Source organism: Sphingomonas sp. URHD0057 (assembly GCF_000620665.1).
Lineage (GTDB): Bacteria > Pseudomonadota > Alphaproteobacteria > Sphingomonadales > Sphingomonadaceae > Sphingomicrobium.
The window spans coordinates 272,999-285,147 of record NZ_JIAU01000005.1; the positions used below are offsets into that span (position 1 = coordinate 272,999).

11 protein-coding genes are annotated in these 12,149 nt (G+C 66.1%); 6 read left to right on the top strand and 5 right to left on the bottom strand.

What is annotated here, in order from left to right; all coding sequences use genetic code 11:
* Positions 1-173: 173 nt before the first annotated feature.
* A complete protein-coding gene (locus tag N539_RS0101510) occupies positions 174-2,966 on the top strand; it encodes a M16 family metallopeptidase (RefSeq protein ID WP_028968836.1) in 2,793 nt (930 codons plus the stop codon).
* 10 nt (positions 2,967-2,976) lie between these two features.
* Here the strand turns inward: N539_RS0101510 and N539_RS0101515 are convergent, their stop codons facing one another.
* Together N539_RS0101515 and purE are read right to left on the bottom strand one after the other, a co-directional pair.
* Complete coding sequence (locus N539_RS0101515) at positions 2,977-4,035, bottom strand: 5-(carboxyamino)imidazole ribonucleotide synthase (RefSeq protein ID WP_028968837.1); 1,059 nt, start codon at positions 4,033-4,035, stop codon at positions 2,977-2,979.
* On the bottom strand, positions 4,032-4,514 hold the full coding sequence (purE, locus tag N539_RS0101520; protein ID WP_028968838.1) for a 5-(carboxyamino)imidazole ribonucleotide mutase: 483 nt from the start codon (positions 4,512-4,514) through the stop codon (positions 4,032-4,034). Before purE ends, N539_RS0101515 begins: the two co-directional genes overlap by 4 nt.
* Before the next feature lie 191 nt (positions 4,515-4,705).
* Between purE and N539_RS14895 the strand changes: the two genes are divergently transcribed.
* Complete coding sequence (locus N539_RS14895) at positions 4,706-5,284, top strand: GGDEF domain-containing protein (RefSeq protein WP_197018313.1); 579 nt, start codon at positions 4,706-4,708, stop codon at positions 5,282-5,284.
* On the opposite strand, the gene gpmA is transcribed toward N539_RS14895, so the two are convergent.
* From gpmA to N539_RS14905, 3 genes are all read right to left on the bottom strand, one after another.
* Positions 5,281-5,961: a 2,3-diphosphoglycerate-dependent phosphoglycerate mutase gene (gene gpmA / locus N539_RS0101530; protein WP_028968839.1), complete on the bottom strand. Its 681-nt coding sequence runs from the start codon at positions 5,959-5,961 to the stop codon at positions 5,281-5,283. The genes N539_RS14895 and gpmA overlap by 4 nt on opposite strands.
* Entirely contained in the window at positions 5,961-7,124 is a 1,164-nt protein-coding gene (locus N539_RS14900) for a M14 family metallopeptidase (RefSeq protein WP_051531155.1), read from the bottom strand. The genes gpmA and N539_RS14900 overlap by 1 nt, the downstream gene beginning before the upstream one ends.
* A 147-nt stretch (positions 7,125-7,271) precedes the next feature.
* Positions 7,272-8,546, bottom strand: a complete 1,275-nt coding sequence (locus N539_RS14905) for a calcium-binding protein (protein WP_051531157.1) — start codon at positions 8,544-8,546, stop codon at positions 7,272-7,274.
* 321 nt (positions 8,547-8,867) lie between these two features.
* Here N539_RS14905 and galE point away from each other — a divergent pair, with 321 nt between their 5' ends.
* From galE to N539_RS0101565, 4 genes are all read left to right on the top strand, one after another.
* Positions 8,868-9,860 carry a UDP-glucose 4-epimerase GalE gene (galE, locus tag N539_RS0101550; RefSeq protein WP_028968840.1) on the top strand — a complete coding sequence of 331 codons (993 nt, stop codon included), beginning with the start codon at positions 8,868-8,870 and terminating at the stop codon, positions 9,858-9,860.
* Between the two features lie 97 nt (positions 9,861-9,957).
* A complete protein-coding gene (ykgO, locus tag N539_RS0101555; RefSeq protein WP_006833921.1) occupies positions 9,958-10,083 on the top strand; it encodes a type B 50S ribosomal protein L36 in 126 nt (41 codons plus the stop codon).
* 20 nt (positions 10,084-10,103) lie between these two features.
* Entirely contained in the window at positions 10,104-11,813 is a 1,710-nt protein-coding gene (locus N539_RS0101560; RefSeq protein WP_028968841.1) for an ATP-binding cassette domain-containing protein, read from the top strand.
* A gap of 62 nt (positions 11,814-11,875) precedes the next feature.
* Complete coding sequence (locus tag N539_RS0101565) at positions 11,876-12,145, top strand: hypothetical protein (RefSeq protein ID WP_028968842.1); 270 nt, start codon at positions 11,876-11,878, stop codon at positions 12,143-12,145.
* Positions 12,146-12,149 lie beyond the last annotated feature (4 nt).

The window sequence follows — 12,149 nt, forward strand, 5'->3', positions numbered from 1 at the left end:
GAAGTTCGGGCGAGCGCGCGAAAGGCGCGGTTCGGCTTGGATCGGCACCGACATTACATTTCGTCCGCCGTTGGTCGAAAGGGCGGGCATTTTGGCCGAGTCCCGTTGCGCAGCGGCGAGCAACCGCTAAAGATCGCCGCCGGCCGTAAATATTCTCCGGAGATTTCAATACTATGCGCGCACTTCGCTGCTTCGCACTGCTTGCCGCCGCAACGGCGCTTACTGCTCCTGCCCTGGCCGCGCCCGCGCCGAAGCCGGCGCCGATCTCGACGCTGGTCAGCCAGGTCTCGCTGCCGCACTCGATCTTCAAGCTGAGCAACGGCCTCACCGTCATCGTCCACGAGGATCACAAGGCGCCCGTCGTCGCGGTCAGCGTGTGGTACAACGTCGGCTCCAAGGACGAGCCGGCGGGCAAGACCGGCTTTGCCCATTTGTTCGAGCATCTGATGTTCTACGGCTCCGACAATGTGCGCGAGCCGATCATGCCCTTCCTCGAAAGGATCGGCGCGACCGACTGGAACGGGTCGACCTGGTTCGACCGCACCAATTATTACGAGACGGTGCCCAAGAGCGAGCTCGAGCGGGCGCTGTTCATGGAAAGCGATCGGATGGGCTATCTGCTCCCGGCGGTCGACCAGAAGCGGCTCGACCTCCAGCGCGGCGTTGTCCAGAACGAGAAGCGGCAGGGCGACAACCAGCCCGCCGGCCTGGTCGATTACGAAGTGCACTCCACGCTGTTTCCCGAAGGCCACCCCTATCATCACGAGACGATCGGCTCGATGGCCGACCTCGACGCGGCCAGCCTGGCCGACGTGAAGCACTGGTTCATGGACCGCTACGGCCCGAACAATGCGGTGATCGCGCTCGCCGGGGATATCACGCCCGCCGAAGCGCGGACGCTGATGACGAAATATTTCGGAAGCATTCCGCGCGGGCCGGTCAACACGCCCGCCCAAGCCAACGTGCCGACGCTCGCTTCGGCCAAGACGATCGTCATGAAGGACCACGTCGCGGCGACCCAGATCCAGCGGCATTGGGCGGTTCCAGGCCTGCTGTCGCCGCAGCGCCCGGCACTCCAGGTCGGCGCCGCGATCCTCGGTGGCTTGAGCAGCTCGCGGCTCGACAACATCCTGGTGCGCAACGAGAAGCTGGCGGTCGGCGTCAGCACCGGCCTGCAGCCGTTCCACCGCATCGGCCTGTTCGAGATCGACGCGGTGGTGAAGCCGGGCGTCGATCCCGCGGTGGTCGACAAGCGGCTCAACGAAATCGTCGCCGATTATCTTGCCAAGGGACCGACCGCCGACGAGGTCAGGCGTGCGGCGACGGTCGCGGCGGCGGGCCAGATCCGCGCGCTCGAGAAGACCGGCGAAGATGGCGGGCAGGCGTCGACGCTGGCCTCGGGGCAGCTCTATGCCGGCGACGCCAATTTCTACCGCAAGACGCTTGCTGCTTATGCCGCGCTGACTCCGGCGAAGGTCCAGGCGGCGATGAAGCAATGGATCGGGCGGCCGGCGTTCACGGTCATGCTCGAGCCTGGCGAGCGTCCTCCTTACCAGGACGCAGATAGCGCTAAGCAGACGAGTACCGCCGACATCAAAGTGCCGTCGGTCAAGCGGACGATGCCGGGTGCCGGCGCGCCCGAGACCCTCGACTTCCCGACGATCGAACGGACGACGCTCGGCAACGGCCTCAAGGTCACTTATGCGCAGCGCACCGCTGCCCCGCTGACCCACGTCGTCTTGAGCTTCGACGCCGGCGCGGCGGCGGACCAGCCGACCGCGCGCGGCCTTCAGAACATGACCATGGCCATGCTCGACGAAGGCACCGCCACGCGCTCGTCGCAGCAGATTGCCGAGGACAAGGAACGCCTCGGCGCCAATTTGTCGACGTCGAGCGGAGGCGACCGCAGCACCGTCGGCCTGTCGGCGCTCACCGCCAACCTTGCCCCGTCGCTGGACCTGATGACCGACGTGGTCGAGCATCCGGCCTTCGCCGATGGAGACATCGAGCGGATCCGCAGCCAGTTGCTGACCGGCATCGCGCAATCGATGAAGGACCCCAACGGCATCGCCTCGCGCGCGCTGCCGGGGCTGCTGTTCGGTCCCAACCATCCGTACGGCGGCTCGTCGTCGGGCACCGAGGCAACAGTGAAGGGCTTCACCCGCGCCCAGCTGGTCGGCTTCAAGGACGCCTGGCTGCGGCCCGACAATGCCGAGCTGTTCGTGGTCTCGAACGTGCCGCTGGCGACGCTGAAGCCGCAGCTTGAGGCGGCATTCGCGAGCTGGAAGGCTCCCGCGGTCGCCAAAGGCATCAAGGCGTTCAACGTGACGCCGCCCAAGCCGGCGGGATCGCGCATCGTCCTCATCGATCGCGCGGATTCGCCGCAATCGGTGATTCTTGCGGGCCAGCTGACGCCGGTCGATCCGACCTCCGACGTGACCGCCTTTTCCGCCGGCTCGGATGTTCTCGGCAGCGCCAGCTCGTCGCGCATCAATATGGACCTGCGCGAAGAGAAGAGCTGGTCATACGGTTCCTACGGTTTTCCGCAGCTGACCGAGCATGCCGTGCCTTACCTGCTCATCGCGCCGGTCCAGGCTGATCGCACCGGTGATTCAGTCGCCGAGCTGCTCAAGCAGGTGAAAGGCATCACCGGGACCAACGGCGTGACCGCCGACGAGCTGACACAGGCGGTGGCGACCGAAGTCGGCGGGCTTCCGGGCCAGTTCGAGACCGGCACCGCCGTGCTCAGCGCGATGCAGCAATTGGCGTTGCTCAAGCGGCCCGACGATTATTACGAGCAGCTGACGCCCAGGTTTCGCGCGCTCAACACGGCCGGGGTCGACCAGGCCGTCCGCGCGGCGATCAACCCCGACGCATTCACGTTCGTGGTCGTCGGCGATGCGGCAAAGGTGAAGCCGCAGCTCGACAAGCTCGGCGTGCCGGTCGAGGTAATGCAGCCGCAGTAAGCAGACCCGGTTAGCGAAGGCGCGTAACGTGGCCCATCTTGCGGCCGGGGCGCGCCTCGTCCTTGCCGTAGATGTGGACGTGAGCGCCGGGGTCCGCGACGAGCTCGGGCCAGCGATCCACGTCATCGCCGATCAGATTGTCCATCGTCGCGCCCGCGCCGATGAGGTCGGTTGTGCCCCGCGGAAGGCCGCAGATCGCGCGGATATGCTGCTCAAACTGCGACGTGACGGCGCCCTCGATCGTCCAGTGACCGCTATTGTGGACGCGCGGCGCGATCTCGTTGACCAGCGGGCCGTCTTCGCTGGCGAAGAACTCGACCGTCAGCACGCCGACGTGATCGAGCGCTTCGGCAATTCGAACGGCAACCTCGCACGCTTCTGGAAGCTGGACCGCGACGGCATCGGACGTCGGGACGGTCGAGCGGCGCAAGATGCCTTCGCCATGCTCGTTCTCCGCCGGGTCCCAGACGGCGTGGAGGCCGTCGGCCCAGCGGGCGATGATCACCGAGAACTCGGACTCGAAGCTGATGCCGGACTCGGCGACCGCGGGCTGGGCGCCGATCGCCTGCCACGATTGCTCGGTCACGTCGCCCGAGGCGATCCACGCCTGACCCTTGCCGTCATAGCCATAGCGCCGGGTCTTGAGCACGATCGGCATGCCGAGCTCCGAGGCGGCGCAAGCGACGTCGGTCAGGGTCAACACCGCTCGCCACGGCGCGACGCGCGCGCCGCATCGCTCGAGAAACTCCTTCTCGCTCGCCCGGTCCTGGGCGATGGCGAGCGAGCGCGTGCTCGGCAGGAGCTTGTCGGCGATCGCCTCGAGCGGCCCGACGGGCACATTTTCGAACTCGTAGGTGACGACATCGACCTCGCTCGCGAAGCGCTCCAGTGCGGCGACGTCGTCGAACGCGGCGCGGGTATGCGCCGCAGCAACGTCGGCCGCGCACGGGCTCTCGTGCGGATCGAAGATGTGGCATTTGTAGCCGAGCCGGGCCGCCGCGATGGAAAGCATGCGGCCGAGCTGGCCGCCCCCCAATATTCCGATGGTGGAGCCGGGCGGGATGGTCATTCGGGCGCTTCGGCCACCGACCCGGCTTGCGCCGCTCGCCACGCGTCGAGCCGTGCCGCCAGCGCCTCGTCGTTGGTCGCCAGCATGGCGGCGGCAAGCAACGCGGCGTTGATCGCGCCGGGCTTGCCGATCGCCAGCGTGCCGACTGGGATTCCGGCAGGCATTTGAACGATCGAAAGCAGGCTATCCATGCCCTTCAGCGCCTGGGTTTCGACCGGCACGCCAAGCACCGGCAGCGACGACATCGATGCGGCCATGCCGGGGAGGTGAGCGGCGCCGCCGGCGCCGGCGATGATCAGCTTGAGGCCGCGCTCCTTCGCCGAATGCGCATAGTCGTAGAGGCGCTTGGGCGTGCGGTGCGCCGAGACGACGCGCGTCTCATGCGCAACCTCGAGCCGATCGAGAATCTCGGCGGCATGGCGCATCGTCTCCCAATCGGACTTGCTGCCCATGATGATGCCGACCAGCGGCTTCGTCATTGTCCCGCCTTGAACCAGTGATAGGAAGGCGGCTCGTTTAAGGTGCGGATTCTGGCTAGGCAATGAGGGGGGCGCCGCGAGGAATTCGTAAAGTGCGAATTCCGCGGCAAGTCTCTGGATTTTCAGGGCTTTGGAATCGCGCTATGTCGAAGCCGAAAGACGGGGCGGACTCGGGGGCAATGTCTGACCAAATGACGGATGGTCCGGGAGTTTCGCCGGATGTGGAGCGGCTGATCGAGGAGATCGGCCGGCTGCGCGGCCAGGTGTCGCAGCTGCAGGCGCGGGTCGAGCAGCTCGACGAGCTGGCGCACCAGGACACGCTTATCTCCCTCCCCAACCGGCGCGGTTTCATGCGCGAGCTCGAACGGCTGATCGACCGGGCGCGGCGCTACGATCATGGCGCGGCGATGCTGTTCGTCGACCTCGACGGGCTGAAGATGATCAACGACACCTTCGGTCATCGCGCCGGCGACGAGGCCCTGATCCAGGTCGCGGACATGCTGGCCAAGGGCGTGCGCCGGAGCGACGTCGTGGCGCGGATCGGCGGCGACGAGTTTGCCGTGCTGCTGGAGAACGCGACCGAGCAGAGCGCGCATGAGACCGCGGCCCGGCTCGAAGACCTGATCTGCGGCTGCGAATTCACCCACGACGGCGATGCATTGCCGCTGAGCGTGGCGATCGGCGTCGGCATGATCGACGGCGACGACGAGCCGCACGCGGTGATGCAGCGCGCCGACGAGGAGATGTACCGCCGGAAGGCCGCGGCTTAAGTCAGTGAATAGCGTCTCTCGACGCTAAGGTCGTCGTTGAGCTCATAGACGATCGGCTCGCCGGTCGGGATTTCGAGCCCGACGATGTCCTCGTCGCTGATGCCGGATAGATATTTGATGATCCCGCGCAGCGAATTGCCGTGAGCCGCGACGAGCACGCGCTTGCCGGCCTTCAATGCGGGGGCGATTTCGGCCTCATAATAAGGAAGCGCGCGGGCGATCGTGTCCTTGAGGCTTTCGGTGCGCGGCACCTCGATGCCGGCGTAGCGGCGGTCGCGGCTGACGTCGTAGGGGTCGTCTTCGGGCAGCGGGGGCGGCGGAATGTCGTAGGAGCGCCGCCAGATCTTGACTTGGCTCTCGCCGACCTTGTCGATCATCTCCTGCTTGTTGAGGCCGGTGAGCCCGCCATAGTGGCGCTCGTTCAAGCGCCAGTCTTTGGCGACGGGAAGCCACAGCCGGTCCATCTCGTGGAGCACCAAATGAAGCGTCCGGATCGCGCGGGTGAGGACGCTGGTGAAGCAGCAATCGAAATCGAAACCCTTGTCGCGGAGCAGCGCGCCGGCGGCGCGAGCCTCGGCGATGCCCTTGTCGCTGAGGTCGACGTCCCACCAGCCGGTGAAGCGATTCTCCAGGTTCCACTGCGACTGCCCGTGGCGCAGCAGGACCAAAGTCGGCATCAGGCTTCGACCTTTTCCCGCGGCTCCGCCTTCGCCTTGGCCTTGAGGTCCGGCACGATCGCGTGGAGCGCGTCGAGGCAGGCGTGCGCGAGATATTTGGAGCGCTGCGGCGACCAGCCGTAGACCTCGTCCGGCAGATTGAAATTGTCCTTGAACGGCATTTCCAAGGTCATCGACACGCAGCCGTAGCGCTCGGCCAGCTGGGTCGTGGACATCGACATGTTCGCCTGACCCGGAGCGGGGAGCTCATAACCCTGCTCGCGCTGGAAATCGGGCGACAGGCGCTCGAGCGTCTCACCGAACAGCTCGAACAATTTCTGCTGGCGGTCGGTGTGCGACGGAATGCCCTCGAAGCCGGCGAGGAAGTTGGCGGGGATCGCCTCGTCGCCGTGGATGTCCATGGCGAAGTCGACGCCGGTTTCGTCCATTGCATTGCGGACGCACAGTACTTCCGGGCTCCGCTCCGCGGTCGGCGCATGCCATTCGCGGTTGAGGTTGGCCCCGGCGGCGTTGGTCCTGAGGTGGCCGCGGCGCGAGCCGTCCGGGTTCATGTTGGGCACGACCCGGAAGGTGCATTCCTTGCGCAGCACCCGGGCGACGGGATCGTCCTCGTCGGTGAGCTTGTCGAGCGCGCCTTCCATCCACCATTCGGCCATGCTCTCGCCCGGATGCTGGCGGGCATAGAGCCAGACGTGGAGCGGTCCCTCACCGATCGTCAGGCAATCCATATCCTGTCCGTCGAGGGTCTTGCCGAGCGACCGGTAACGGACCCCGGGAAGCCCGGCGATCGTCGAGACGAGGTCGTGATGCCGCTCCATCGAATAAGGCGCGAAATAGGCGATCCAGACGACGTCCTGGGGCGGCGTCAGCCGAACCGTGAGGACGCCGTCGGCGTAGCTGGTCTCGGACACGCGGACCCAATCCTCGCGGTCGAGCGACATACAAGCGCGATAGTCGGGCCAGCCGTGCGGATAGGCCGAGGCGCCGCAATTGGTGATGCGCAGAGTCACTTCGCGGCCCGCCGCGCCGGCCACGCGGAAATAGAACCATTGATAAAAATCTGACTCGTGATCCTTGACGATCTCAAGGTCGACGCGGTCGCCATCCTGACTGACGACGCGAATATTGCCGGCGTCGAACGAACTTGAAATCGTGAGGGTCATGCACTGTCACTCGGCTTGGGTGGAATCCGGGCGGCTGATAGTGCGGCTCCGCCGATCACGCAAACGGCGCGGCGGGCGAAAAAGCTGCACATCGTCCGCACGGGCGTGCCGGCCCGGTTGGACGATGTGCAGCCGTGACGGTTCGCCTCAGATGGCGAAGACGTCGCCGTTGATGAGCAGATGGTCGGAGCCCGCCTCGAAGCCGGTGATGTGGATCACGGCGCCCGAGACATCGGCGATCGTCAGGTTCCCCTTGCCGAGGTTCGTGACCTGCACGTCATCGTCGTCGTTGATGGCGATGGTGTCGGAGAATCCGTCGCCGAGGCCGCCGACGCCAAGGTTGATGTCGAACTCGTGAAGTCCGCTTCCCGACGGATCGTTGACGGTGATCTTGTCGGCGCCCGCGAGGGTGTTGAGGGTAATCTTCTCGATGCCCGTCAGGTTCATGAGAATGTTGCCCGCGTCGCGCGTGAGTGATGCATTGGTCCCGTCGGCGGTGAAGACGAAGGCTTCGGCACCCGCAACGCCGTTGAACAGCAGCTCGTCCGTGCCTGCGCCGCCATCGACGCGGTCGCTGCCGTCGCCTTGATCCCAGCGGAACACGTCGTCGCCGGCGCCGAGCAGGCCGACGTCCTTGCCGGCATTGCCGTGGACGAAGTCGTTGCCGTCCCCGCCGATCAGAGTGTCGTCGCCGTTGCCGCCGTTGATGGTGTCGTTGCCGGCACCGCCGTCGACGGTCAGGTGAATGAGGCCGGCGAGATTGCCGGTTGCGGAAAAGCTATCGTTCCCGCCGCCCATGTTGAGTGCCAGGTTCTCGGTGCTGCCGATATCGATCGAGAACGGCCCCGGGCTGACGCGGTCGAAGTCGACGCGCGTGCCGTTTGCGGCCGCCGTGAAGGTTTCGTCGGCCGCGCCGCCGTTGACTTCCGCGACGTCGATTCCGTCGCCGCCTTCGAAGGTGTCGGTGCCGTCGCCGGGGTTCCAGATCATGCGGTCGTTGCCGTCACCGCCGAAGAAGTGATCGACGCCGGCGCCGCCAAGCAGCGTGTCGTTGCCGGCGCCGCCGAGCAGCAAATCGTTCCCGCCGCCGCCGGACAGCGTGTCGTTCCCCTGCTGGCCGGCCAACTGGTCATCGCGGCTGCCCCCGGTCAGGACGTCGTTGCCTTGTCCGCCGAACAGCGCGGCGGCGGTCAGCGGCCCATTGGTCTCGTCGAGCCTGATGGTGTCGTTGCCGGCCCCGCCAAAGGCGCGGATCAGGTCGGTATTGGCAACGGTCGGGTCTCCGGAGTGGATGGGGATCGCGCCGCCGTTGCCCAGGATGTGGCCGGCGGCATCGCGGCTGATAACGATCGAATTGTCATGCTCGTCGCCAGTAAACGTCAGATGCCTTGCGGCAGACTCAAATTTTCCTCGAAGGCTCACGTAAGTTCTCCATGTCTTGAGCGCCGTTATCTTGTCAGCGATCCGCCCCGGTCATGGGCTAAGTCCACCGGAGATCACGCGAGTCAGCGACGTTCGAATGTGGGTTTCATGCGTACAGGCAGCGTTTGAAGTTGGACTTGGGACGCGGCGAGGGCATCTAGGCGGAGGGCGCGTGCAGCCGTTATGACCGATCCGCCGGATAGATTGACCGAAACGCCGCAAATCCTTCGATTGAGTGACGTGGTCGATAAGATGATCGAAGGATTGATCGGGCGTGTCGGCGCGCTGGCATTCGCGGCTGAGCCTCGCTAGCGCCGGCGAATGAGCAAAGTCCCCGTTCTGGTCACCGGCGGCGCCGGCTATATCGGCAGCCACGCCGTCCTTGCCCTCAAGGATGGCGGCTGGCCGGTCGTCGTCGTCGACGATCTTTCGAACGGCTCCCGCGAGCTGGTCCCGGACGAGGTGCCGTTCCACGACGGGTCGGTCGCCGACGGCGCGCTCGTGACGCGGATCTTCGCCGAGCATGGCGTCGAGGCGATCATGCACTTCGCGGGGTCGATCGTTGTCCCGGAATCGGTCGAAAAGCCGCTGGACTATTACCGCAACAACACGGTCGCCAGCCATGCACTGGTCAGCGCGGCAGTCGCGGCGGACGTGCGCCACATCCTCTTTTCGTCGACCGCCGCCGTCTATGGCGCGCCGGAGCGCGTACCGATCGACGAGGACGATCCCAAGCTCCCGATCAATCCGTACGGCGCGTCGAAGCTGATGACCGAGCGCATGCTCGAAGACGCCGCGGCCGCGCATCCTTTCAACTATGGCGCCCTGCGCTATTTCAACGTTGCAGGCGCCGATCCGCAGGGCCGCAGCGGGCAGGTGGGGAAGGGCTCTACCCACCTGATCAAGATCGCCGCCGAAGCAGCCGTCGGGAAGCGCGATCACGTCGCCGTGTTCGGCACAGATTATCCGACCCCGGACGGGACCTGCATCCGCGACTATATCCACGTCAGCGATCTTGCTGCCGCGCACGTCGCCGCGCTCGAACTGCTGACCGAGCGGCCGGACGAGAATTTGGTCGTGAATTGCGGCTACGGCAAAGGGCTGTCGGTGCTCGAAGTGCTCGACTCGATCGACCGCGCCAACGGCACGCCCGTTCGGCGCGAGTTCGCCGAGCGCCGCGCCGGCGATCCGCCGCAACTGGTCGCGTCGAATGCGCGGATGCTCGACAAGCTCGAATGGCGTCCGGCTTACGGTGACATCGACACCATCGTGCGTGATGCGCTCTCATGGGAGCATACGCTGCTCGAACGGTGACCACTCCTTGACTTGAATGGCGCGTCTCTCTAGGGGGACCAGCGGTTTTAACGAACCTTCCGACAACCTAGATCAAGAGACGAGCAGGCGCCCGGCCATGAAGATTCGCAATTCGCTAAAGTCGCTGAAGTCGCGCCACCGGGACTGCCGCGTCATCCGCCGTCGCGGGCGCACCTACGTCATCAACAAGACGAACCGCCGCTTCAAAGCGCGCCAGGGCTAATTCTGCTATTTCGCCCGGTCATGAGCCGGGTTGAAGGCAGCAGCAGCGCCGCGACGCTGCTTCACGACTATCGCACATTCGCCGGCCCGCGGCTGTGGGCGGCGCTCGCGCTCATGCTGCTCGGCGCGCTCGCCGAGGGCTTCGGCCTCCTGATGATCGTCCCGCTCGCGTCGATCGCGACTGGCGAGGGCAGCGCGTGGCTGTCGCGGTTCGCCTTCATTCCCGAGGATGTGCGGTTCCTGGTCGCGCTGGCGCTGTTCGTCGCGTTCATGGCCGCGCGGTCGCTGCTTCTTTACGCGCGCGAGGTGACGCTGGCCCGGCTGCATGCGGACTATGAGGCCTCGCTGAGGTTTCGCGCCGCCGCGACCCTTTCCGGTCGGGGGTGGCCCTTCGCCAGCCGGATCGGCCAGGCGGGCATGCAATCGCTACTGCTGACCGACGTGCCGCGCGCGGCGCTCGCAGTCGATTTCGCGCAGCAAATGGCGGTGGCGATCGTGATGCTCGCCGTGCAGCTCGCCCTGACGCTGGTCCTGTCGCCGCCGCTTGCGCTGATCGCACTGGCGATCCTCCTGTCCGGCTCGCTGGTCGCCGCCGCCTGGGCGAGGCGCGGAGGGGCCACCGGGATCGCGCTTACGGAGCGATCGGAAGAAAGCACGGGCTCCGGGTTTCGGCTTCACGCCGGGCTCAAGGCCGCCCTGGCGCAGGGCAGCGTTCCCCAATTCCTCGACGAATATGCGGCCAGTCTCGCCGGGGCTCGCGATGAAACCGTGCGCTTCTCGAAGGACCTCAATCGCGCTCGGCAATGGGCGGCGTTCGCGGCTGCGATCGCGGCGGCCTTGCTGCTGTTCGTCGGTGTCCGGGTGCTGGCGCTGCCGTTCCCGATCCTGATCGCCGCGCTGGCGTTGTTCGCGCGCATGGTCCCGCCGGCGCAAGTGATCCAGCAGTCCATGCAATATGTCGCGACCTACGCTCAGTCCTTCGCAGCCATTCAGCGGCGGCTCGGGACGCTGCAGCCGAACGCCACGGCGGACGCTTCAGCCGCGCCACTGGATTGGCGCGAGCTGCGGCTCGATCAGGTCGCGTTCGATCACCGGCCGGGGCGCGGGCTAAGCGCCTGCTCGCTCGTCTTGCGGAGGGGCGAATGGATCGGGATCGAAGGGCCGTCCGCGGCGGGCAAGACCACTCTCATCGACATCATCGCCGGGCTGCTTCCGCCAGACGCCGGGGACATGCGGGTAGACGGCGAAACGCTCGTCGGAAGCCGGCTCGAACAGTGGCGCGGGGGGCTGGCCTACGTCGGCCAGGACGGAACGGTCTTCAACGACAGCGTCCGCGGCAATCTGCTCGCCGGAGCGGCCGTCCGAGACGATGAAATCGTGTGGCGCGCGCTCGAGTTGGTGGGGCTTGCGGAGCGCGTTCGCGCATTCGATGGCGCGCTCGACGAACCCGTCGGCGATCGTGGGAGCCAGCTTTCAGGGGGCGAGCGGCAGCGCCTGGTCCTCGCCCGTGGCCTGCTGCGCTCGCCGACATTGCTGATCCTCGATGAAGCAACTGCTGCGCTCGATAGCGGCGGCGAAGGCGAGCTGTTCGAGCGGCTCCGAGCGGTCGAGCCGCGCCCGGCGGCGCTGGTGATCGCTCATCGCCCGAGCACCCTCGCCCATTGCGATTCGGTGGTGTCGATCCGACATCAAGAAGAGAAATCGGGCAAAGCGAGCGGCCTGGCCGGTTGAGTCGCCGTCAGCCCCGGTTCACGTCGTCGGTGCTACAAATAAACATGAGGAGTCGTGTGAACATGCGTATCGGCAAAGGACTGCTGGTGCTTGGCGGGGTCGCGGTGATCGCGGCTGCCGGTTTCGCGACCGCTGCGTCCGCTCAGGACCAGAAAACGCCCAAGGGGTGGAGCTACGAGATCAAGGACGGCAAGCGCGTGCCCAAGGGCGATCGCGTCACCAATCCGGACGGCAGCTGGCGCGAGGAAGTCCGCCAGGGCAATTGCGTTACGATCAAGGAAAAGTCGGCGTCTGGCGAGTATAAGGAAACTCGCCAGTGCAATCCCCGCTAGCGGA

Bases quoted from the DNA above. Each gene is read 5' to 3' on its own strand.
- N539_RS14900 (WP_051531155.1), bottom strand. From the start codon at position 7,124: ATGACCCTCACGATTTCAAGTTCGTTCGACGCCGGCAATATTCGCGTC.
- N539_RS14895 (WP_197018313.1), top strand. From the start codon at position 4,706: ATGACGGATGGTCCGGGAGTTTCGCCGGATGTGGAGCGGCTGATCGAG.
- ykgO (WP_006833921.1), top strand. From the start codon at position 9,958: ATGAAGATTCGCAATTCGCTAAAGTCGCTGAAGTCGCGCCACCGGGAC.
- N539_RS0101515 (WP_028968837.1), bottom strand. From the start codon at position 4,035: ATGACCATCCCGCCCGGCTCCACCATCGGAATATTGGGGGGCGGCCAG.
- N539_RS0101565 (WP_028968842.1), top strand. From the start codon at position 11,876: ATGCGTATCGGCAAAGGACTGCTGGTGCTTGGCGGGGTCGCGGTGATC.
- N539_RS0101510 (WP_028968836.1), top strand. From the start codon at position 174: ATGCGCGCACTTCGCTGCTTCGCACTGCTTGCCGCCGCAACGGCGCTT.
- gpmA (WP_028968839.1), bottom strand. From the start codon at position 5,961: ATGCCGACTTTGGTCCTGCTGCGCCACGGGCAGTCGCAGTGGAACCTG.
- galE (WP_028968840.1), top strand. From the start codon at position 8,868: ATGAGCAAAGTCCCCGTTCTGGTCACCGGCGGCGCCGGCTATATCGGC.
- purE (WP_028968838.1), bottom strand. From the start codon at position 4,514: ATGACGAAGCCGCTGGTCGGCATCATCATGGGCAGCAAGTCCGATTGG.
- N539_RS0101560 (WP_028968841.1), top strand. From the start codon at position 10,104: ATGAGCCGGGTTGAAGGCAGCAGCAGCGCCGCGACGCTGCTTCACGAC.